General features: G+C 74.1%; 19 protein-coding genes. 15 read left to right on the forward strand and 4 right to left on the reverse strand.

Annotated features, from left to right (window positions below; genetic code table 11):
- Positions 1-34: 34 nt before the first annotated feature.
- Both GBN72_RS00535 and GBN72_RS00540 read right to left on the reverse strand, forming a co-directional pair.
- Positions 35-1,018, reverse strand: a complete 984-nt coding sequence (locus tag GBN72_RS00535; protein ID WP_151769614.1) for an MBL fold metallo-hydrolase — start codon at positions 1,016-1,018, stop codon at positions 35-37.
- Positions 1,019-1,376: 358 nt separating this feature from the next.
- On the reverse strand, positions 1,377-1,952 hold the full coding sequence (locus GBN72_RS00540; RefSeq protein WP_246212187.1) for a DUF2087 domain-containing protein: 576 nt from the start codon (positions 1,950-1,952) through the stop codon (positions 1,377-1,379).
- 269 nt (positions 1,953-2,221) lie between these two features.
- Here GBN72_RS00540 and GBN72_RS00545 point away from each other — a divergent pair, with 269 nt between their 5' ends.
- From GBN72_RS00545 to GBN72_RS00565, 5 genes are all read left to right on the forward strand, one after another.
- On the forward strand, positions 2,222-3,067 hold the full coding sequence (locus GBN72_RS00545; protein WP_151769615.1) for an SAM-dependent methyltransferase: 846 nt from the start codon (positions 2,222-2,224) through the stop codon (positions 3,065-3,067).
- A 143-nt stretch (positions 3,068-3,210) separates the two neighbouring features.
- Positions 3,211-4,062, forward strand: a complete 852-nt coding sequence (locus tag GBN72_RS00550; protein ID WP_151769616.1) for an SDR family NAD(P)-dependent oxidoreductase — start codon at positions 3,211-3,213, stop codon at positions 4,060-4,062.
- 463 nt (positions 4,063-4,525) lie between these two features.
- Positions 4,526-7,066 carry a sensor histidine kinase gene (locus GBN72_RS00555; protein WP_151769617.1) on the forward strand — a complete coding sequence of 847 codons (2,541 nt, stop codon included), beginning with the start codon at positions 4,526-4,528 and terminating at the stop codon, positions 7,064-7,066.
- Positions 7,067-7,131: 65 nt separating this feature from the next.
- Complete coding sequence (locus tag GBN72_RS00560; protein WP_151769618.1) at positions 7,132-7,860, forward strand: response regulator; 729 nt, start codon at positions 7,132-7,134, stop codon at positions 7,858-7,860.
- Between the two features lie 170 nt (positions 7,861-8,030).
- The gene (locus tag GBN72_RS00565) at positions 8,031-8,771 is read left to right on the forward strand and encodes a FadR/GntR family transcriptional regulator (RefSeq protein ID WP_151769619.1); all 741 of its coding nucleotides are present in this window, start codon (positions 8,031-8,033) and stop codon (positions 8,769-8,771) included.
- Positions 8,772-8,812: 41 nt separating this feature from the next.
- On the opposite strand, the gene GBN72_RS00570 is transcribed toward GBN72_RS00565, so the two are convergent.
- A complete protein-coding gene (locus GBN72_RS00570; RefSeq protein ID WP_151769620.1) occupies positions 8,813-10,489 on the reverse strand; it encodes an L-lactate permease in 1,677 nt (558 codons plus the stop codon).
- A gap of 160 nt (positions 10,490-10,649) precedes the next feature.
- Here GBN72_RS00570 and GBN72_RS00575 point away from each other — a divergent pair, with 160 nt between their 5' ends.
- Genes GBN72_RS00575 through GBN72_RS00585 form a run of 3 tightly spaced genes read left to right on the forward strand, consistent with a single transcriptional unit; the run spans position 10,650 to position 13,734 of the window.
- Entirely contained in the window at positions 10,650-11,423 is a 774-nt protein-coding gene (locus tag GBN72_RS00575; RefSeq protein ID WP_151769621.1) for a (Fe-S)-binding protein, read from the forward strand.
- Positions 11,420-13,102: a LutB/LldF family L-lactate oxidation iron-sulfur protein gene (locus GBN72_RS00580; RefSeq protein ID WP_151769622.1), complete on the forward strand. Its 1,683-nt coding sequence runs from the start codon at positions 11,420-11,422 to the stop codon at positions 13,100-13,102. Before GBN72_RS00575 ends, GBN72_RS00580 begins: the two co-directional genes overlap by 4 nt.
- Positions 13,099-13,734: a LutC/YkgG family protein gene (locus GBN72_RS00585; RefSeq protein WP_151769623.1), complete on the forward strand. Its 636-nt coding sequence runs from the start codon at positions 13,099-13,101 to the stop codon at positions 13,732-13,734. Before GBN72_RS00580 ends, GBN72_RS00585 begins: the two co-directional genes overlap by 4 nt.
- Positions 13,735-13,829: 95 nt before the next feature.
- Here GBN72_RS00585 and GBN72_RS00590 read toward each other — a convergent pair whose 3' ends face one another.
- On the reverse strand, positions 13,830-15,296 hold the full coding sequence (locus GBN72_RS00590) for an aminotransferase class I/II-fold pyridoxal phosphate-dependent enzyme (RefSeq protein ID WP_151769624.1): 1,467 nt from the start codon (positions 15,294-15,296) through the stop codon (positions 13,830-13,832).
- Positions 15,297-15,469: 173 nt separating this feature from the next.
- On the opposite strand from GBN72_RS00590, the gene GBN72_RS00595 reads away from it, so the two are divergent.
- The 7 genes from GBN72_RS00595 (at position 15,470) to GBN72_RS00625 (ending at position 21,933) form a co-directional block, all read left to right on the forward strand.
- A complete protein-coding gene (locus GBN72_RS00595; protein WP_151769625.1) occupies positions 15,470-16,570 on the forward strand; it encodes a glutamate--cysteine ligase in 1,101 nt (366 codons plus the stop codon).
- A 200-nt stretch (positions 16,571-16,770) separates the two neighbouring features.
- Positions 16,771-17,241, forward strand: coding sequence for a MarR family winged helix-turn-helix transcriptional regulator (locus tag GBN72_RS00600; protein ID WP_151769626.1), 471 nt, complete (start codon positions 16,771-16,773; stop codon positions 17,239-17,241).
- 194 nt (positions 17,242-17,435) lie between these two features.
- On the forward strand, positions 17,436-19,034 hold the full coding sequence (locus GBN72_RS00605) for an MFS transporter (protein ID WP_151769627.1): 1,599 nt from the start codon (positions 17,436-17,438) through the stop codon (positions 19,032-19,034).
- Between the two features lie 210 nt (positions 19,035-19,244).
- A complete protein-coding gene (locus GBN72_RS00610) occupies positions 19,245-19,655 on the forward strand; it encodes a cell division protein SepF (RefSeq protein WP_151769628.1) in 411 nt (136 codons plus the stop codon).
- Between the two features lie 115 nt (positions 19,656-19,770).
- The gene (locus tag GBN72_RS00615) at positions 19,771-20,982 is read left to right on the forward strand and encodes an AAA family ATPase (RefSeq protein WP_246212188.1); all 1,212 of its coding nucleotides are present in this window, start codon (positions 19,771-19,773) and stop codon (positions 20,980-20,982) included.
- The gene (locus tag GBN72_RS00620; RefSeq protein WP_151769629.1) at positions 20,979-21,320 is read left to right on the forward strand and encodes a nucleotide pyrophosphohydrolase; all 342 of its coding nucleotides are present in this window, start codon (positions 20,979-20,981) and stop codon (positions 21,318-21,320) included. Before GBN72_RS00615 ends, GBN72_RS00620 begins: the two co-directional genes overlap by 4 nt.
- A 178-nt stretch (positions 21,321-21,498) precedes the next feature.
- On the forward strand, positions 21,499-21,933 hold the full coding sequence (locus GBN72_RS00625; RefSeq protein ID WP_151769630.1) for a DUF6099 family protein: 435 nt from the start codon (positions 21,499-21,501) through the stop codon (positions 21,931-21,933).
- Positions 21,934-21,968 lie beyond the last annotated feature (35 nt).

The raw sequence follows: 21,968 nt of genomic DNA on the forward strand, positions 1-21,968 counted from the left end.
CGTCGGCCGTCGGGCGACGGGCGACGGGCGGTGGTCAGGGGCCCTCGCCCGCCAGGTCCCAGGCCAGCTGGGCCACCTGCCGCATGACCGGCAGCATCCCGGGATGGTCGTCGCCGTCCAGGGCGCGGTACTCGCTGCCGATCGTGATCACCAGCCGCTCGGGCAGGCCGAGTTCGGGGTAGTTGCGCTCGGCGATCACCCGACGGGCGGCCTCCGCGGCGGGGACCCCGGCCGCGTGGAAGGCGTGCGCGCGTTCGGCGACGTACTCGAGGTACCCGATGTGCTCCTTGATCCCCGCGGCGTCGAGCACGGGCCCGTGGCCGGGGACGAAGGTCCGGGCGCCGGTGGCCAGGAACCGCTCGCAGGAACCGATCAGGTTGCTCAGCGGGCCCGCCCAGTGCGACGGATGGTCCCCCGGCGTCGCGGCCGTGCTGCCGAACACCACGTCGCCGGTGAACACCACCCCCTGCTCCGGCAGATGGACGAACAGGTCGCCGGCCGTGTGCCCGGGCGGCAGTGAGGCGAGACGGACCGGGAACCCGCCCACCGTCAGCTCCAGTTCGCCCGTGAACGTCTCGGTGACCGGCGGGACCTCGGTGGCCGACCAGTCGAAGACCCCGAAGTGCCGTCCCACGTAGGCGCCCCACGGCGTCGAAGGGTTCACCGACCCGGCGAGCGCCCGCAGTTGGTCCGGCGTGGGCTCCAGGCACAGATGGGTACGGGCCTCCTCGGTGGCCACGATCTCCGCGTCCGGCAGGACGCAGGCGCCCCAGAGATGGTCGCCGTTGGCGTGCGTGACGACCACCCGGTCCACGTCCGCCCCCGAGGGCAGCCGCTCGCGGCTCGCCGCCAGGAACGCCTCGGCGAGGCGCCGGTCGTAGGGACTGTCGATCCACAGCGCGGAGTCCTCGCCGACCAGCAGCCCGCAGTTGGCCAGGCCCCAGCCGGGCCGCCCCGGCAGCAGTGCGTACAGCCCCGGGCCGATCTCCGTCAGTGGCCCTCCGCGCGTGATCGTCATGCCAGGCGATTATGCAGACCCGGGCGACTTCCACCACCGCGCCGGACGGCGGATGGCCGGAAGTCGCCCCCCGGCCGCACCGGACGCCCACGCTCCGCAGGTCACCCGCCGGTCACCCGGCGGACCACCGCCGTCGCCGACGGCCCCTCTCCCCGCCCGGCCCGCCCGACGGTGCCGGCCCGCGGAGCCCTCCACGGCGTCCGACGGGTGACGGCGCGGCAGGCACCCGCGAACGACGCGGACGTGTCCCGCGGCCGGTGCGGCCCTGGCGACCCGGACGGCGGGAATCACCCGCATCACCCGCGTCACCCGTGTCCTGAGGCGTGTCCTGAGGCGCGTCCGGCGGCGCGGGCCCGGTTCAGCTCGCGAGGCCGGTGACGGACGTCCCGGCCGGGCGGCGGTAGACGCCGTCCCGGCGCTCGAGGTGGCCGAGGTCGACCAGGTAGCGGCGGAGCGTCACGTGGTCCACCGGGGCGTCCTGCGAACACCAGGCGGCCAGGCGGTCGTTGACGGCGCGTTCCGGGTAGGCGACGCCGAAGTCGAACGACCGCTCCGCGATGTGCCGCAGCACTTGCCGCTTGCGGTCCCAGCGGGCCGGGAGCCGCACCAGGCGGCCGCCCCGGACGAAGGTCTCCAGCAGGGCCTCGGTCGCCGCGTCCCCCGTGCCGTGGTCCACGGCCGGGGCCGCCGGGCGGCGGGCGGCCTCGCGGAGGCGGTCGTACGCCACCGTGAGCCCTTCGGGGCCCTCCGCCAGCGCCCCGCCGTCGACCAGCCGCCGCACGACCTGCGCGGCCTCCTTCGGCCGCAGCCCCGACCGCTCCGCGGCCTCGGCGGCGGTGCGCGCCCCGAGCGTGACGGCGGCGAAGACCCGGGCCCGGGTCCCGTCGGCGAGCAGGCGGACCAGGTCGGGGGAGTCCAGAGGCGCGGGGGACACGGCGGGGGATTCCGGGGGCACGGGGGACACGGCGGGGGCCTTCCTGACGACGTCACGACGGAACCCCGATGATCGCCCGCCGGCCGCGCCGGCCGCCTCCCCTTTTCGGTGGCCGCGTCCGTCCGCCGGGCCCGCCGGATCACCGGCCACGGGAGGCGGGCATGCGGCCGGCCCGCCCGCGGAGTACGTCCCACACGTCCACGGCGGCGTCCAACACGCCTACAATCCCCGCCAGTTGACGCGACACCGCCGACCTACGGGAGTACGCCATGTCCGGACCGGACCGCAAGGACAGCACGGACGGCACCCCCGGGCCCGCCGGCACCCCCGCCGTCGACACCGGAAAGCCCCATCCCGCCCGGATGTACGACTGGATGCTCGGCGGCAAGGACAACTACCCGGCCGACGAGGAACTGGCCCGGCGGATGCTGCGGATCGAGCCGCGCCTGCCGCTGATGGCGAGGATGAACCGCGGCTTCATGCACCGCTCCACCCGCTGGCTGGCGCGGCAGGGCGTCCGGCAGTTCCTCGACATCGGCACCGGCATACCGACCGAGCCCAACCTGCACCAGATCGCCCAGGAGGCGGCGCCCGACGCCCGGGTGGTCTACTGCGACAACGACCCGACCGTCCTGGCGCACGCCGGCGCACTGCTGCGCGGCACGCCCGAGGGGACCGTCGAGTTCCTGCACGCGGACGCCCGCGAGATCGACGTCGTCCTCGAACGGGCCGCGAAGGTGCTGGACTTCGGCCGTCCGGTCGCCGTCTCGCTGATCGCGCTGCTCCACTTCGTCAGCGACGAGGACGGCGCGGACCGGCTGGTTGAGCGGGTCAAGGAGGCATTGACGCCCGGGAGCCACCTGGTGATGTCCCACTTCACCACCGACTTCCACTCCGAGGAGGAGGTCAGGGAGGCGACCGGCGCGGCCGGAGCCCGGGGCTACGACGTCAGCCCGCGCGGCCGCGACCGGTTCACCCGGTTCTTCGACGGCCTCGAACTGGTGGAGCCGGGCGTGGTCCTCGCCGAGCGGTGGCGGCCCGAGCTGGGCGAACCGGTCCCGGGCCAGGGCGACGGCGTCAGCTCCACGTACGCGGGGGTGGCCCGCAGGGCCTGACCCGGGCCGCCGGGGACACCCCGCCGCCCGGCCGGCGCGGAGCCTGCCCGGGCGGCCCGCCCGTGTCGCCCGCCGGGTATGTTCCTGATGTCCGATAGCTTCGCGCCGAAGCCGTCGAGCGGTACGGGCGTCAGGAGGCGCGCATGAGCAAGGTCCGGGGCAAGGTCGCCGTGGTGACCGGGGCGGGTTCCGGCATCGGGAGGGAGCTGGCCCTGTGCCTGGCGGACCGCGGGGCGCGGCTCGCCCTCTGCGACATCGACGAGCTGGGCCTGGGCGAGACCGCCGACCGGGTGAAGGCCGGGGGAGCCGAGGTGTACGCCTCGCGTGTCGACGTCGGGGACCGGGCAGCGGTGGAGACCCTCGCGGCCGAGGTGGCGGAGCGTTTCGGCGCGGTGCACCAGGTCTACAACAACGCCGGTGTCGCCTCCCCCGGCAGCTCGGTGCTGGAGTCCGAGTGGGCGGACTTCGACCGGGTCCTGAGGGTCGACCTGTTCGGGGTCATCCACGGGACCAAGGCGTTCCTGCCCCACCTGATCGCCTCCGGCGACGGGCACGTCGTCAACGTCTCCAGCCTCAACGGCCTGCTGGCCCTGCCCGGCGCGGGAGGGTACTGCGCGGCGAAGTTCGGGGTCCGGGGGTTCACCGAGGCGCTGCGCGCCGAACTGCTGGTGGCCGGGCATCCGGTGCGGGTGTCGGTGGTGCACCCGGGTGGAGTGCGCACCGGCATCAAGCGCAACGAGCGGGAACGCCGCCGGCGCGAAGGGCGGGAGATGAGTCCCGAGGAGATCCGGCGCAGCGAGGCGTTCGAGAGGAAGCTGCTGCGCATGGCCCCGGAGCGTGCGGCACGGACCGTCGTGGACGGCGTGGAGGCGAACCGGGCGCGCATCCTGGTCGGCGGGGACGCCAGGAACTGCGACCGCCTGGTCCGCCTCGCCCCTGTCCTCGCCCCGCGCCTCGCCGCATGGTTCGCCCGGCGGACCTACCAGGCGGTGTGAGACCGGCGACGGCCGTGCGCGCCGTCGTCGGGCGGTGAGCCGCACCGCCCTCGCCGACCGCGTGCCCGACGGGCCGGCGCGTGTGCCGGGTGACCCGCGCACGCGACGAGGCTCCTGGTGGACGGGCCCACGACCGGGATCGCCCGTGCCGCCGGGGGCTTCCTGTGCCTGTCCACGCGTCCACGCGTCCACGCGTCCGCCGTCTGCTGTCTGCTGTCTGCTGTCTGCTGTCCGCTGTCCATGCGTCCCCCGCGTCCATGTGTCCGCCGTCCGCCGTCCGCCGCCGGCGCACCGGCGCCCACGGCACGCCCGCGCGCGGCCCGCGGCCGGGTTCGAGGCGTCCGGGTACCGGGCGCGGCGCACCCGGGCGACACCCCGGGGCCGTCGTGCCGGACAATCGCAGAGGTCGCAGGGGGAGGCCCAGCGCCGCAGGACGACACCGGAATGCCGAGGTACGAGCCCCATGACCCCCACGCGCGGAAGCCTCCGCATCTACCTGGGCGCCGCACCCGGCGTGGGCAAGACCTGCGCGATGCTCGACGAGGCGCACCGCCGGGTCGAGCGCGGCACGGACTGCGTGATCGCCGCCGTGGAGCCCCGTGACCGCCCCCGCACCGCGCGGCGGCTGGAAGGGCTGGAGGCGGTGGCGCGCCGGGCCGACGGGGAGGTCGACGTGCCCGCCGTGGTGCGCCGCGCGCCGGCCGTCGCCCTGGTGGACGACCTGGCGCACACCAACGCTCCCGGCGGGCGGCACGCCAAGCGCTGGCAGGACGTGGCCGCGCTCCTCGACGCCGGGATCGAGGTGATCACCACCGTCGACATCCAGCACCTGGAGTCGCTCGGCGACCTCGTCGAGTCGATCACCGGCGTGCGGGAGCCGGAGACCGTGCCGGACGAGATGGTCCGTCGCGCCGACCAGATCGAGCTGGTCGACATGTCGCCGCCCGCGCTGCGCCGTCGCCTGGCGCACGGCAACGTGTACCCGCCGGACCGCATCGACGCCCAGGTCTCCCACTACTTCCGCCTCGGCAACCTCACCGCGCTGCGCGAACTGGCGCTGCTGTGGGTCGCCGACCGGGTCGACGAGTACCTGACGCGCTACCGCAACGAGCACCGGGTCTCCGCCGTCTGGGGGTCCCGCGAACGGATCGTGGTCGGTCTCACCGGCGGGCCGGAGGGCCGCACGCTGATGCGCCGGGCCGCCCGGCTCGCGGAGAAGGGCGCCGGCGGCGAGGTGCTGGCCGTGCACATCGCCAGCCGCGACGGCCTGCCGCCCGCCCCGCCCAGGGAACTCGCCCTCCAGCGGACCCTGGTGGAGGAACTCGGCGGCACCTTCCACCACGTCGTCGGCGAGGACGTCCCCACCGCGCTCCTGGAGTTCGCCCGCGGCGTCAACGCCACCCAGATCGTGCTGGGCGTCTCCCGCCGCAAGGCCTGGCAGTACGTCCTCGGCCCCGGTGTCAGCGCGACCGTCGCCCGCGACTCGGGGCCCGACATCGACGTCCACCTGGTCACCCACGCCGAGGCGGGCAAGGGCCGCGGCCTGCCGATGGCCCGCGGCAGCCGCCTCGGCCGGTCCCGGACGGTGGCCGGCTGGGTGACCGGCGTGGCCGGCCCGGTGCTGCTCACCCTGCTGCTCCTGGGGGTGGGCGTGGGCGGCCACATCGGCCTGGCCAACGAGATGCTGCTGTTCCTCGGCCTGACCGTCGCCGCCGCCCTGCTGGGCGGGCTGCTGCCCGCGCTGGCCTCCGCGACGGTCGGCACCCTGCTGCTCAACTGGTTCTTCACGCCGCCCGCCGGCACCCTCAGCATCTCCGAGCCGCGCAACGTGCTCGCCCTGGTGGTGTTCGTGGCGGTCGCCGTCTCCGTCGCCTCCGCCGTCGACCTGGCGGCCCGGCGCACCCAGCAGGCCGTGCGGCTGCGCGCCGAGGCGGAGATCCTCTCCTACCTCGCGGGCAGCCTGCTGCGCGGCGGAACCGGCCTGCAGGCGCTGCTGGAGCGCGTCCGCGAGACCTTCTCCCTGGAGTCCGCGGCCCTGCTGGAACGCGATGACGGGAACGTCCGCTGGACCTGCGCGGGCAGTGTGGGACCGGGGCCGGTGGTGGCCCGGCCGGAGGACGCCGACGTGGACGTACCGGTCGGCGACCGGATGGCGCTCGCCCTGTCCGGCCGGGTGCTGCCCGCCGAGGACCGCCGGGTGCTGGCCGCGTTCGGCGCGCAGGCCGCCGTCGCCCTGGAGCACCAGCGGCTGCGGCGGGAGGCCGAACGGGCCCGGGAACTCGCCGAGGGCAACCGGATCCGCACCGCGCTGCTCGCCGCCGTCAGCCACGACCTGCGCACCCCGCTCGCCGGCATCAAGGCGTCCGTCTCCTCGCTGCGGTCGGAGGACGTCGAGTGGTCCGAGGAGGACCAGGCGGAGCTGCTGGCCTCCATCGAGGACGGCGCCGACCGGCTGGACCAGCTGGTCGGCAACCTCCTCGACATGTCCCGGCTGCACACCGGCACCGTCACCCCCCTGATCCGGGAGGTCGACCTCGACGAGGTGGTGCCGAGGGCGCTCGGCGGGGTGCCGCAGGATCAGGCGGGGCGGGTCGTGCTGGACGTGCCGGAGTCGCTGCCGATGGTCGCCGCCGACCCGGGACTGCTGGAGCGCGTGGTCGCCAACGTCGTGGAGAACGCCGTCAAGTACAGCCCGGCCCCCGCCCCGGTGCGGGTCTCCGCCAGCGCGCTCGGCGACCGGGTGGAGCTGCGTGTGGTCGACCGCGGGCCGGGGGTTCCCGAAGCGACCAAGGAGCGGATGTTCGAGCCGTTCCAGCGGCTCGGGGACGCCCCGCGCGGCGTCGGCGTCGGTCTGGGACTGGCGGTGGCACGCGGCTTCGCCGAGTCGATGGGCGGGGCGCTGGCCGCGGAGGACACCCCCGGCGGCGGGCTGACCATGGTCCTCACCCTGCCGGCCGCCCGCCGGGAGGCGGCCGGGGACGCGCCCGCGCGGGAGCGCGCGTAGTCTCCCCGGGGAACCGGTGTGCGACACCGGGACGACAGCGGAACGAGACAGAGAGGCGAACCGCCATGCCGCGCAGCACGGGGGATGCGGCCCGCAGACCGGGGCCGACCCGGGTCCTGGTGGTCGACGACGAACCGCAGATGGCGCGGGCGCTCGTGATCAACCTCAAGGCGCGTCACTACGCGGTGGACGTGGCCGCGGACGGCGGGCAGGCGCTGCGGCTGGCCGTCGAGCGGCACCCGGACGTGGTGCTGCTCGACCTCGGGCTGCCCGACATGGACGGCGTCGAGGTGATCCGCGGGCTGCGCGGGTGGACCCGGGTGCCGGTGATCGTGCTGTCCGCGCGCCACAGCAGCGACGAGAAGGTGTCGGCGCTGGACGCCGGCGCCGACGACTACGTCACCAAGCCGTTCGGCATGGACGAGCTGATGGCGCGGGTCCGGGCCGCCGTGCGCCGGGCGGAACCGGAGGCGGCCGCCGGTTCCGGCGAGGAGGGCGTCGTGGAGACCGCGGGATTCACCGTCGACCTGATGGCCAAGAAGGTCAGCCGGGACGGGCAGGACGTGCGGCTCACCCCGACCGAGTGGCACCTGCTGGAGATCCTGATCAGCAACCCGGGCCGTCTGGTCAGCCAGAAGCAGCTGCTCCAGGAGGTGTGGGGGCCGACGTACACCCGGGAGACCAACTACCTGCGCGTCTACATGGCCCAGCTGCGCCGCAAGCTGGAGGCCGACCCGTCGCACCCGCGGCACTTCATCACGGAGCCGGGGATGGGATACCGCTTCGAGTTCTGAGGCGCCCGGCGGCCCCGTTCGGCCCGCGCCGGCGGGCCCGTTTGGTCCGACCTTTTTGTTTCTGTGACATATTGGGTCCGGACCGGCGGAGCACGCCCGGTCCGGGCTCAGGATCTCGGCACGGCCGAGCCCGGCCCAGTCAGCCAGTCAGCCAGTCAGGGAGTCGCGACATGTCGGTCGAGTGGCAGCCGGTGCGGCAGGCCCGTACGCACGAACTGGTGCTGCAGAGCATCGAGGAGCGGGTGTTCGCCGGGGACCTGAAGGCCGGTGACCGGCTGCCGCCCGAGCGGGAACTGGCGCCCGTCATGGGGGTCAGCCGGTCGGCGCTGCGCGAGGCGCTGCGGGTGCTGGAGACCATTGGGGTGCTGGTGGCGCAGCAGGGCAGGGGGCCCGACGCGGGCGCGCGGATCGTGCGCAACCCGGACGACGCGCTGGGCCGGCTGCTGCGACTGCACTTCGCCCTGGGCAGCTACAGCCTGGAGGACGTCCTGGAGGCGCGGGTGACGCTGGAACGGTCCAGCTTCCAGGCCTCCGCGGGGCACGCCACGGCGGAGGACCTCGCCGAGGCGGAGGACCTGCTCGCCCGGATGGGCGACCCGGCGCTGGGCGTCGCCGACTTCAACGAGCTGGACACCCGCTTCCACGTGCTGTTCGCCCGCAGCTCCGGGAACCGGCTGACGTCCACCCTGACCTCGGCCGTGCGGGAGTCGGTGCGCCCGCTGATCCTCAGGGCCCTGGAGTCGGCCGACGACTGGCCCGCCACGGCGGCGGGGCTCAACGCCGAGCACGCCGAACTGCTGCGCCTGGTGCGGACCGGCGACGGGGCGGGCGCCGCCGACCTTGTCGAGCGGCACATCCGCGGTTTCCACGGCACGCTCGTCGACGAGAAGCAGCGGCGCGACGACGCCTGACGGGCGGGCGGGGGCGGTGCGCCGCCCCCGGCCGCGGCGGATCAGGGCAGCATCCAGGCCAGGACGGGCAGGGACTGGAGGAGCACCAGTACGCACAGCACGGCGAGCATCGCCAGGCTGTACCCGGCGACCTTGCGCAGCAGGATCCGCTCCGACCCCGGCATGGCCACCGCGGTGGCGGCGATGGTCAGGTTCTGCGGGCTGACCAGCTTGCCGACCACGCCGCCCGAGGTGTTGGCCGCCACCAGCAGCGTCGGGTCGATGCCCGCGGTCTTCCCCGCGGTCTGCTGGAGCGTGGCGAACAGGGCGTTGGCGGATGTGTCGGAGCCGGTGACGGCGGTGCCGAGCCAGCCCAGGATCGGTGAGAGCAGGGCGAAGACGCTGCCCACGGCGGCCAGCCAGGTGCCGATGGCCACCGTCTGGCCGGACTGGTTCATGACGTAGCTGAGCGCCAGCACGGTGGCCACGGTGGCGATGGCGGCCCTCATGTTCCGTACCGTGCGCACCGCGGCGGCCAGGCCGGTGCGGGCGGTCATCGGGAACCTGTCCCGGTCCGCGGCGCGGCTGTAGACCAGGACGACCAGCAGGCCCGTGACGATCAGCAGGGTGCCGGGGTTGCCGAGGACGTCCAGCTTGTAGAGGGCGCTGCCGGCGGGCGTGCCGTCGGCGGAGACCAGTTCCCCGTACAGGCCGGGCCAGGCGAACTCGAGGCCGAACCCGCCGAGCAGCGCCGGTACGTCCAGCGGACCGATCCGCAGCTTGGCGAGCGCGAAGACGGCGATGACCAGCACGTACGGCAGCACGGCCAGGGTGACGCGGCGGGTGGTGAGGGGTTCGGCCTCGACCTGTGAACGCTGGTCCTCGGGGGTGGCGGGCTTCCAGAACCGCAGCATCAGCACGGCGGCGGCGAAGCCGGCCAGGGCGGAGACCACGTCGGTGAGCTCGTAGGCGAAGTGTGCGGAGCACCAGTACTGGGCGAGGGCGAAGACGGCACCGGTGACCAGGGCGATCGGCCACAGCTGCCGGACCCCGCGGAGGCCGTCGACGAGGAATAGCAGCAGGGTGGGCACCGCCAGAGCCAGCAGCGGCGTCTGGCGTCCGACCACCGCGGCGATCTCCTCGGGGGGGATGCCGGTCAGGTTGCCGGCGGTGGTGATCGGGATGGCCATGGCGCCGAAGGCCACCGGCGCGGTGTTTGCGACCAGGACGGTCACCGCGGCCCTCAGCGGGGGCAGGCCGATCGCCATCAGCATGGCGGCGGTGATGGCGACCGGGGCGCCGAACCCGGCCAGCGCCTCCAGCAGGCCGCCGAAGCAGAAGGCGATCAGCATCGCCTGGACCCGCAGGTCTCCGCGGCCGACCGCGCTGAACGAGCGGCGCAGGTCGTCGAACCGGCCGCTCGCCACCGTGAGCTCGTAGAACCAGATGGCCGCGACGACGATCAGCATCACCGGGAACAGGCCGAAGACCAGGCCCTGTCCGGCCGAGAGCACGCCGAGCCCCACGGGCATGCCGTAGCCGAGAACGGCCACCAGCAGTGCGACCACCAGGGCGCCCAGAGCGGACAGCAGGGCCGAAAGGCGGACCGCCATCAGCAACACGAAGAAGGCGGCCAGGGGCAGCAGTCCCAGCAGGGCGGTGGCCGCCAGGCTGTCCGCGACGGCTGTCACGTCCGGGGTGTAGGCCGCCAGCGCGACGGACGGTGGCGCGATGCTCACGTGCGTGCTCCTCACAGGTACGCGAAACGCCGTCGGGCCGGGTCGCGCCGACGGCGGGCATCAGTACGTCATTGAAAAAGTCACATGTCAATAAGGTCGGACCACTTTACTTCACCGGACCCTGGTCCTAATGTGGTCGGACCATACGACGGGAGGTTCCATGCGGATCGGACTCTTCGCCACCTGTCTGGGGGACACGCTCTTCCCCGACGCGGTGAAGGCCACCGCCGTGCTGCTCACCCGGCTGGGCCACGACGTGGTCTTCCCGCCGGGCCAGACCTGCTGCGGCCAGATGCACGTCAACACCGGCTACCAGCGTGAGCCGGTGCCCCTGGTGCGGAACTTCGCCGACCAGTTCGGCGACCCGTCGCTGGACGCGGTGGTGATGCCCTCCGGCTCCTGCGCGGGCTCGGTCCGCCACCAGCACGAGATCGTCGCCGACCGCTACGGGGACGAGGCCCTGCGGGCCGGCGTCGCGGCCGTCAAGGCGAAGACCTACGAGCTCTCCGAGCTGCTGGTCGACGTCCTCGGCGTCACGGACGTCGGCGCCTGGTTCCCGCACCGCGTGACCTACCACCCGACCTGCCACTCGCTGCGGATGCTCCGGGTGGGGGACAAGCCGCTGCGGCTGCTGCGGGCCGTGGACGGGATCGACCTCGTCGAACTGCCCCAGGCCGACGCCTGCTGCGGCTTCGGCGGCACCTTCGCGCTCAAGAACGCGGGCACCTCCGCGGCCATGCTCCAGGACAAGACGGACCACGTGCGCTCCACCGGCGCGGACGTCTGCACGGCCGGCGACTCGTCCTGCCTGATGCACATCGGCGGCGGTCTCTCCCGGATCAAGGCGGGCACCCGAACCCTGCACCTGGCGCAGATCCTCGCCGCCACGCGCACCGCCCCGCTCCCGCTCCCGCAGCCGGAGGCCGCCCGATGAGCAGCAGCCCCACGCGCCCCGACCCCACGCACCCGGACGGCTCCGGCCGCTCCGGCGGCGGCACCTTCCTCGGCCTGCCCGCCGTCCCGCCCCGCTCGCCCTACGGCACCGGCAACCTGCGCGGCGACCGCGCCTTCCCCCGGGCCGCCCGCGAGGAGCTGGGCAACGAGCAGCTGCGCCGCAACCTCACCAGGGCCACCCACACCATCCGCGGCAAGCGGCTGGCCGTCACCGGCGAACTCCCCGACTGGGAGCGGCTGCGCGAGGCAGGGTCGGCGATCAAGACCGACACCATGAACCGCCTGCCCGAGCTGCTGGAGGAGCTGGAGCGCAAGGTCACCGAACGCGGCGGCACGGTGCACTGGGCACGTGACGGCGTCGAGGCCAACGAGATCGTCACCCGGCTGGTCGAGGCGACCGGCAGCGACGAGGTCATCAAGGTCAAGTCGATGGCCACCCAGGAGATCGGCCTCAACGAGCACCTGGAGAGCCGGGGCATCGCGGCCCACGAGACCGACCTGGCCGAGCTGATCGTGCAGCTCGCCGGCGACAAGCCGTCGCACATCCTGGTCCCCGCCATCCACCGCAACCGCGAGGAGATCCGGGACATCTTCCGCGACCGCATCCCCGGCGTCGACCCCGGCCTGGACGCGGTGCCCGCACACCTGGCGGCCGCGGCCCGCGCCTACCTGCGCGAGAAGTTCATGACCGTGCCGGTCGCCGTCTCCGGCGCCAACTTCGGCATCGCCGAGACCGGGACGCTCTCGGTCGTCGAGTCCGAGGGCAACGGCCGGATGTGCCTGACCCTGCCCCGCACGCTGATCACCGTGATGGGCATCGAGAAGGTGCTGCCCCGCTACCGGGACCTGGAGGTCTTCCTCCAGCTGCTGCCCAGGTCCTCCACCGGTGAGCGGATGAACCCGTACACCTCGCTGTGGACCGGCGTCACCCCCGGCGACGGCCCCGAGGAGTTCCACCTGGTCCTCCTCGACAACGGCCGGACCGCGGCCCTGGCCGACCGGATCGGCCGCGAGGCGCTCAACTGCATCCGCTGCTCGGCCTGCCTCAACGTCTGCCCGGTCTACGAGCGGACCGGCGGCCACGCCTACGGCTCCACCTATCCGGGGCCCATCGGCGCGGTGCTCACCCCCCAGCTGGCCGGCATGGACGCGGCGAAGAACGACCCGAACAGCTCGCTGCCCTACGCCTCCAGCCTCTGCGGCGCCTGCTTCGACGCCTGCCCGGTGAAGATCGACATCCCCTCGCTCCTGGTCGAGCTGCGGCACCAGCACACCGAGCAGGCCGGCACCACCGCGGAGAAGCTGGCGATGAAGGCAGCCGCCGCGGTGATGAGCAGGCCCCAGCTCTTCACCGCCGCGCAGAAGGCGGCCGCTCCCGCCCGGCTGGTCGCCGGACGGGACAAGGTGATCTCCCGCCTGCCCCCGCCGTTCGACGGCTGGACCGACAGCCGCGACCTCCCGGCCCCGCCCCGGCAGACCTTCCGCTCCTGGATGGCCTCCGAGGAGGGGGCCGCCGCCCTGCGCGCCGCCGCCGAGGAGGGCCGCCGCTCCCGCGACGGACGCGGCGGCCGGCCGGACGACGGGCACGACGGCAAGCACGACGACGACCGGCCGGACGGCCGGCACGGCGACCCGCACCACGGCGAGGAGGAGCGGTGACCGCGACCGCACGCGAGACGGTGCTCGGCCGGATCAGGGACGCCCTCGCCCTGGCGGACCCCCGGGAGGTGACCGTGGAACGCGCCTACCGCACCGGACGCACGCTCCCCGACGCCCAGCGGCTGGAACTCCTCACCGACCGCCTGGTCGACTACAAGGCGCGCGTGCGGGTCTGCACCGCCGACCGCACCGCCCGGACGGTCGCCGAGGCGCTGAGCGCACGCGGCGCCCGGCGGATCGGCGTGCCTGCCGGGCTCGACCCGGAGTGGCTCGCCGCCTTCGACGGGGAGGTCCTGGAGGACTCCGCCGGCATCCCCGCGCCCCGGCTCGGCGACCTGGACGGTGTGGTCACCGCCTCCGCCGTGACCTGCGCGGAGACCGGCACCATCTTCCTCGACGGCTCCCCGGACCAGGGCCGCCGCGCCCTCTCCCTCGTCCCCGACCTGCACGTCTGCGTGGTCGACCTGTCGTCGGTGGTCGCCGGGGTTCCCGAGGCGGTCGCCCGCCTGGTCCCGGAGCGGCCGACGACCCTGATCAGCGGGCCGTCGGCCACCTCCGACATCGAGCTCGAGAGGGTGGAGGGCGTCCACGGCCCGCGCACCCTGGAGGTGATCGTCCGCACCGACGCGTGAGACCGGCGGGTGACGCGTGAGACCGGCGGGTGGGGCCGCGGCGTGAGGGCGGGGCCGCGGCGTGAGGGCGGGGCGACGCGGACGGCCCTCACCCGTCAGGTGACGACGCGGAAGGTCTCGAGGCCGGGGTCGGCGGCGTCCGGCAGGAGCATGCCCGCCGCCACCCCGCTGCGGAGGTAGTCCACGACCTCCTGCGTGATCACCTCGCCCGGAGCCACGGCCGGCACCCCGGGCGGGTACGGGGTGATGGTCTCGGCGGCCACCCGCCCGGCGGCCCGGTCGGCGGGCACATGGTCGACGTTGCCGAAGAAGGCGTCACGCGGCCGGATCGCCTGCTCCAGCTCCAGCCCGCCCGGGGAGGGCAGCATCACCCGTGGCGCCCGCTCCATGCCGTCACCGTCGGCGGCCTCCTTCGCCAGCCGCCGCAGCGACTCCACCAGCAGCGCCTCGGTGCGGTCGTCGTCTCCGTGGGTGATCTGCGGGCAGATCCGCAGCGTGTCGGCGGAACCGACGTCCACGTGGCAGGCGGTGCGCAGCCACTCGGCGGCCTGCATGCCGGTGATGCCGAGCTCGCGGACGTCGACGGTGAGCTTCAGCGGGTCGTGCTCGAACGCCAGGCGCTCGCGGACGATCTCCCCGCCCATCACCGAGAGGCCCGGCACCTCCGCCACCGCCTCGCGGATCCGCCGGGCGCGGGCCAGGGCGGTGTCCAGCAGGTCGCGGCCCTGCTCCACCATCTGCCGCCGCCAGCCGTCGAGGGTCGCGTACACCAGTGACGAGGAACTGGTGGTGCCCAGCAGGTCCTCGCGCTGCTCGAGCACCTCGGCGGAGATGCGGTCGCCCTTGAGGTGGAACACCGAGCTCTGCTCGATCGCGCCGCCCATCTTGTGCACGCTGGTGACCACCATGTCGGCCTCGGCGTTCATCCCCCAGGCCGGCAGCTCCGGGTGGAACGGCAGGTGCGCGCCCCAGGCCTCGTCCACGATCAGTGGGACGCCGAACTCGTGGCAGACCCGCGCCACGCCGCGGATGTCGGCGCAGGAGCCCCAGTCGGTGGGCGTGATCAGCAGCATCCCCTTGGCGTCCGGGTGCTCCTGGAGCTTGCGGCGCACGTCGTCGGGCTCCGGCGGGTGCGCCAGGTGACGGCCGGCGTCGAACTTCGGGTGCACCCAGATCGGGATCACGCCGTTGATGATCACCGCGGCGATCACCGACTTGTGCGAGTTGCGGGAGATCAGCAGCTTCTCGCCGGGCCCGGCCACGGCCAGCATCCCGGTCTTCACGGAGAGGGAACTGCCGCAGGTGGAGAAGAAGGCCTGGTCGGCGCCGACCGCGTCCGCCATCAGCTCCTGGGCGTCGCTGAGCACGCCCTGCGACAGGCGGCGGTCGTCGAGCCCGTTCATGTTGAGCACGTCCGAGGCGAAGACGCCCTCGCCGACGATCTCCTTCACCCGCGGATCCGCGCCGCGGCCCTGACGGTGACCCGGCGGACCGTAGACCACGTCCCCTCGTCGGCGGAACTGCTGCAGCGCCTCCAGCACGGGCACGCGTGAATGGTCCACGGCTCCTCCTCCTTCACGTCCGGCCACCCGGTCCGGTCGCCGGGCCGGGTCACCGTGTACGGGTCGCCCCGCGGTCACGGCCCCAAACGCCGGGCGACGGGGCGAACCGGTGAGGACTGATCGCGAGGACCGCCGGGAACACGAGGGAAACCGCTCACTAGAGAAAGGCCCCCGTGCGCACCGTCGGAGTCGAAGAAGAACTGCTCCTTGTCGATCCGGAGACGGGCGAGCCCCGCGCCCTGTCCGCGGCCGTGCTGGCCCGGGCGGAGCGTGACCCCGCGGACGCCGAGGTGTTCGAGAAGGAGCTCCACGGCCAGATGCTGGAGTTCGCCACGCATCCGCAGTCCTCGCTGGCGAAGCTCCAGGAGGAGATCGTCCGCTGGCGGGCGGACGCCGCCCGGCACGCCGCCGGGACCGGCACCGCGGTCGCCGCGCTGGCCACCTCCCCGCTCCCGGTGAGCCCCAAGGTCAGCACCAGCGAGCGGTACCGGTGGATGGTCGACCGCTACGGCCTGGCCACCCAGGAACAGATGGTGTGCGGCTGCCACGTGCACGTGTCCGTGGAGTCCGACGAGGAGGGCGTCGCGGTCCTCGACCGGATCCGCAACTGGCTGCCCGTGCTCACCGCGCTGAGCGCCAACTCCCCGTTCTGGCAGGGCAAGGAGACCGGCTACCGCAGCTACCGCCGTCAGGTGTGGGAGCGCTGGCCCTCGGCCGGCCCGACCGAGCCCTTCGGCACCCCGGAGGAGTACCACCGCCGCACCGACGCGCTGGTCGCCACCGGGGCGGTCCTCGACCGGCACATGGCGTACTACGACGCCCGCCTGTCCGACGCCTACCCGACGGTCGAGATCCGCGTCTCCGACGTGTGCCTGGACGCCGACACCCCCGTGCTGATCGCCGCCCTCGCCCGCGGCCTGGTCGACACCGCCGCGGCGCAGTGGCGGTCCGGCACCGAGCCCGCCGCGCCCGCCAGCGTGAGCCTGATGAAGCTCGCGGCCTGGCAGGCCTCGCGTTCCGGTCTGGACGAGGACCTGCTCCACCCGCTCACCTTCCGCCCCGCGCCCGCCCGCGAGGTGGTCGGCGCGCTCCTCGAGCACCTCGACGAGGCGCTCGGCGAGGCGGGAGACCGGGACCTCGCCCACCGCACGGTGGACCGTCTCTTCGCCGAGGGCAACGGCGCCCGGTTCCAGCTCGAGCTGTGGCAGAAGACGGGAAGCCTGCGCGACGTGGTCGTGGAATCCGTCCGCCGCACCGCCGCCGGAGCGCCCTGACCCGGCCCCGAGCCGCCCTGGATCCTCGAGCAGCCTCCGGTCCCGCGCCGCCCCCGGTCCCGCGCCGCCTCCGGTCCGCGAAGCCCTTGGTCCGCGAAGCCCCCGGTCCGCCCCGTCCGGGGGCTTCGCCCTGCCGGGCGGGGGCAGCGGCCCAGGTGCATCTTTTGACATAGGTATCTGCTGATACCTATCCTGGCGGCATGTCCGATCACAGCGCGCTGCCCCGGCGCACCGACCGCGTGGCCTCCGGCCTCGCGGCGTGCCTGCCCGCGCTGCACCGGGCACTGGAACGGCGCGTGGCACGCGAGTACCACGTCCCCAAGCCCCCCGAGGCCCAGCTCGCCCTCCTGCGGTACGTGGAGGGCCACGACGGCGCCACGGTCCGCGAGGCCGCCGAGGCGCTCCAGATGAAGCCCAACAACGTGAGCGCGCTGGTGTCGCTCCTCACCGAGCAGGGCGAACTGGAGCGCCGCCAGGACGGCGCCGACAAGCGCGTCGCCCACCTGCACCTCACCGCGACCTCGCGTCGCCGGATCGCCGAGGTGCGCGAGCTGGAGGCCGGCGTCCTCGCCGAGGCGCTGCGCGCCCTCACCGACGGCGAACTGGACGCCCTGGGCTCCGCGCTGTCGGCCCTGGGATCCCTGGAGCGCGCCGTTCGCGACGGCGGCTAGGGCCCACCGCGCCCCGGTCGCCCGCAGGGGCGTTCCCCGTCCCTTTTTCTCCGGCGGTGCCGTCGGCCTGTTCCGCGGCGCCGCCGCGGCATCCCTTCATCCCGGACACCACCACGCCCGACGACCGGCAGGACGCCGCTCGTCCGGGCGGTGTTCGCGGTTCCCCCCTCCACAAGGCAAAGGCTCGATCCTCCATGGCTTCCACACTCGTGGACCCGTCTCCGCCGGCCGCCGCGCCCGCCCCGCGCCGGGGCAACCCCTGGCTCGCCCTGATCGCGGTGTCGTTCGGTCTGCTGATGGTGCAGCTCGACGGCTCGGTCGTCGCCATCGCCAACCCGGCGATCGGCCGTGACCTCGGCGCCAGCACCGCCGAACTGCAGTGGGTGACCAACTCCTACCTGCTGGCCCTCGCCGCCTCGATGATCCTGGGCGGCAAGCTCGGCGACCGGTTCGGCCGGCGTCTCCACTACCTGGCGGGCATCGGCGGCTTCGTCGTCACCTCGGTCGCCATCGGCCTGTCCGGCAGCATCGAGACGGTCATCCTCTTCCGCGCCCTGCAAGGTCTGTGCGGCGGCATCCTGATGCCCAACACCCTGGGCATCCTGCGCGCCGTCTTCGAGCCCCGGCGGTTCCCGGTCGCGGTCGGCATCTGGGGCATGGTCTCCGCCGTCTCCACCTCCCTCGGCCCGATCGTCGGCGGCCTGCTCGTCGAGAACGTCGGCTGGCAGTGGGTCTTCCACCTGAACGCGCCCATCGGCGTCGTCGCGCTCCTGTTCTCCGCGTGGGTCCTCGCCGAGTCCAAGAACCCCACCGGCCGCCACCGGTTCGACGTCGTGGGCGTGGTCCTGCTGGCCGCGGGTCTGCTCGCCCTGGTCTACGGCATCGTCAAGGGCGAGACCTGGGGCTGGACCTCCGCCGGCACCCTGGGCCTGCTCGCGGCCGGCCTGGCGGTCCTGGTGCTGTTCGGCCGGTACGAGACCCGCCAGGAGCACCCGCTGCTGCCGATGCGCCTGTTCCGCAACCGCTCGCTGACCATCGGCGCGGTGATGACGGTGCTCAACTTCTTCGTGATGCTCGGCGGCATCTTCTTCATCATGCTGTACCTCCAGAACGTCCGCGGATACACCCCGGTGGAGGCCGGCGTGGCCACCCTGCCGATGTCGCTGGCCTCCCTGGTCGCGTCACCGCTGGGCGCCCAGCTGAGCCAGCGGCTCGGCGCGCGGGTCTCGGTCCCGGTCGGACTGCTGCTGTCGGCCGTCGCGATGTTCTCCATGCTGACCTGGACCGTCGACTCGTCCTACGCCACCATGTGGGTCCCCTACATCGCGATGGGCCTCGGTGTGGGCATCGTGCTGCCGGCCACCGCCGACACCATCATCGGCAACGCTCCGGTGCGGGACGGCGGCGTCGCCTCCGGCCTGCAGTCCACGATGCTGCAGATCGGCGGCGCCCTCGGCACCTCGGTGCTGGTCTCGGTCATCGCCGGCCGGGTCGGCTCCTCGCTCTTCGCCGAACTCACCGGCGCGGGCGTTCCTCCCGCCGTGGCGCACGGCCTGGAGAAGGCGGAGGACGCGGTCACCATGGGCATTGCGCCCGTCTCCCCGGAGATGACCGCCGAGATCAGGGCCGCGGTGGTCGAGGGCGCGGCCCAGGCGTTCGTCAACGGGCTGCACGCCGCCGTGATCGTCACCGGAGTGCTGTGCGTCCTCGGCGCGGTCGTCGCCGCCGTCGGCATCCGCTCCCGCGTCCCGGCGGAGGAGCAGGCGGCCGCCGCGGAGGCCGCGGCACGCTGACACCCGGCACGGGGTGAAGGGCGACGCGCGCCCCGGGGGACGCTCCCGGGGCGCGCGTCGCCGCTTCCTCCCGGCCGGCTCCGGGCGCGTCGCCGGATCCCCCGAACCTCGCCGCTCCCGCCCCGCGCGTCGATTCGGCCGAACGGGTGAGCGCACGCCACAATGGGGGCCCAGCAGACGATCCGGACACGAGGCGGGGGACCGACGGTGATGAGCAGGCGCAGGCACGACGTCACCGATGAACAGTGGGAAGGCCTGGCCGAGGTCGTCCCGCTGCGGGGCCGGGACGCCTGGCCCTCCCAGGTGGACCACCGGGCGCTGCCCGCGCAGGCCACCGAACCCCGCCGCCGCTTCGTGGTGCTGCGGGTCAACGTCTTCGCCGACGCCCGCGAGGTCGCCGAGACCCTGATGGCGGGCGCCCCGGTGCTGCTCGACCTCTCCGGCGCCGAGCCCGACGTCGCCAAGCGCGTCCTCGACTTCTCGACCGGCGTGGTCTTCGGCCTGGCCGCCTCCATGCACCGGGTCGACCGGAACGTCTTCCTGCTCACCCCGCGCGGTGTCGAGGTGCAGGGTCTGATCGAGGGCCTCGGAGGCGGGAACTCCCGCTCTAGGCAAGGGTGACAGCGGCGGCGCGCGGGGGGTGACACCCCAGCGGCCGCTGACCGCGTCCCCCGATCGTAGGAAGGCCCACGGGGCGGAACGGTTCGCCGACCCGGCGCCCGCCTACGGTCCGGTCATGACCGTGTCCATGCCGTCCGACGCCCCTTCCCCCTCCCCGTTCCCGCACGAGGCGGAGGAGGCGTGGGTGCCCGCCCAGCGTGCCGTCGCCGGCCGGGCCCGCGTCACCGAACTCCGGCTGTCCGCCTTCGCCTCCCACCGGCGGCTGCGCGTCCCGCTCGACGCGCCCTTCACCCTGGTCGCCGGACCGAGCGGCAGCGGCAAGTCCGGTGTCCTGCGCGCCTACGAGGCACTGGCCCGGCTCGCCGCCGGGGCCGAACTGGGCGAGACGTTCCCCGACGCCCCCTCCTGCGTCCCCGACCGCGCCCGGCCGGACGGGCAGGGCCGCCGCGGCTTCCGCATCGGCTGCACCGCCGACGGCCCCGAGGGCCCGGTCGAACTCGACGTCGCCGTCCAGGTCGAGCCCGAACTGCGCATCGTGGGGGAGCGGCTGACCGGCGGCGGACTCACCCTGCTGGAGACCGCCCTGCGGGACCCCGGCCGCCGCGCGGTGCAGGCCGCCTGGCACACCGCGGGCGCCGCACCGGTCACCCGCGCGCCGCTGCCCGACGACCGGCTCGGCACCCCGCTGCTGCCGCTGCGGGTGGCCGGCAAGACCGAGGGCCAGCGCCGGGTGCTGGGGGCCGCCGAACAGATGGTGGTCGCCCTGCGGTCCGTCTTCGTGTGCCACCCGAGACCCGCCGTGATGCGGTCCGCCGTGCCCCTGGGCAGCGGGCGCCTGCTGCGCGGCTGCGACAACCTCGCCGACGTGCTGTTCCGCACCCGCTCGGAGTGTTCCCGGCGGCACGGGCTGCTGGTCGAGGCCGTGCGCGCCGGGTGCGCGGGGCCGGTCGCCGACCTGCTGGCCGACCGGACCACCGACGGGCGGGTGCGCGCCCTGATCGACCGGGGTGACGGCTCCCGCACCGACCTGGCGCGCCTCGGTGACGGTGAACTTCGGTACATCGCCCTCGCGTTGGTGCTGCTCACCGGGCCGGGCGTGCTGGAGGTCGACACCGTCGAGGTGCCCGAGGCATACCAGACGCTCACCGTGCTCGCCGACGGGTTCGGGCACGGGCTCGACGCCCGGCAGCGCCGCGAACTGCTGCGGCTGGCGGCCCGGATGTGCGAACGCGGGCACATCCGGCTGGTCGGCGCGGTCAACGACCTCTCCTGGGTGGAGGGCGAGGAGGGGAGCGACACGGCACGGGTGGTAGACCTTGCGCCATGACCGAGGAGCATCACCACCGTGATCTGGCCGCCCTGCAGCGGCGGTTGGCGGACTTCGCCGCCGCGCGCCGCTGGGAGCCCTTCCACACGCCCAAGAACCTCGCGGCGGCGCTCAGCGTGGAGGCGTCCGAACTGCTCGAGATCTTCCAGTGGCTGACGCCGGAGGAGTCGGCACGGGTGATGGAGGACCCGCGGCAGGCGCACCGGGTCGAGGACGAGATCGCGGACGTGCTCGCCTACCTGCTGCAACTGTGCACGGCGCTGGGGGTGGACCCGTTGTCGGCGCTGGATGCGAAGATCGGGCGCAACGAGGAGAGGTTTCCTACGCCCGGGGCGTGAACCGCGAAGATGTCGGTGGCGGTCCTTCACTCTCCGGAGTCGTGGAGCGGGACGTTCCCGCAGAGTTTTCCACAGATTTCCGGCATGGTCTGGCGTATTCGTGCCCGACCCTTCACTCTGGGTAGTGGAAGCGGTACGGCGTGCGCGGGGGCACGCGGAGCGAACGGGGGCGGCGTGGATGGACGCGGCACGACTCATCGAGGCGGGCAGACGCGCGCTGGCCGTCAGCGAGGAACCGCAGGCGGTGCTGGCCGAGGTGTGGCAGGCGCACGCCCTGGCCCAGGCGGTCGGCAGCCGCCTGGCGGTCTCCGGCCCGCCGGAGCTGCGCGGTGAGGCCATCGGCCTGACCGAGCTCGCCGGGCGGGGCTGCGGGGTGCTCGGGCCGGCCCCGTTCGGCGGCGAGCATCTCCGGGCGGCCCGGATCACCTCCCTGGGGGAGCCGTCCAAGGTGCTGGAGCTGCTGGGGGAGTTGCTGTCCGAGGCCGGCATAGCCATGATCGGCCTCGCCCCGGCGGCCGCCGACGACGACACCTACTGGCAGTGCATGGAGGCCATCGACGCGGCCGACGAGTCCCGCGACCGCGTCCTGCAGATGATCCGCCGCCTGTCCTGAACCGTGCCCCGCCCCGCAGTGGGTGGACTCCCCGT

Source organism: Streptomyces abyssomicinicus (assembly GCF_008974245.1).
In the GTDB taxonomy this organism is placed as follows: Bacteria; Actinomycetota; Actinomycetes; order Streptomycetales; family Streptomycetaceae; genus Streptomyces; species Streptomyces abyssomicinicus.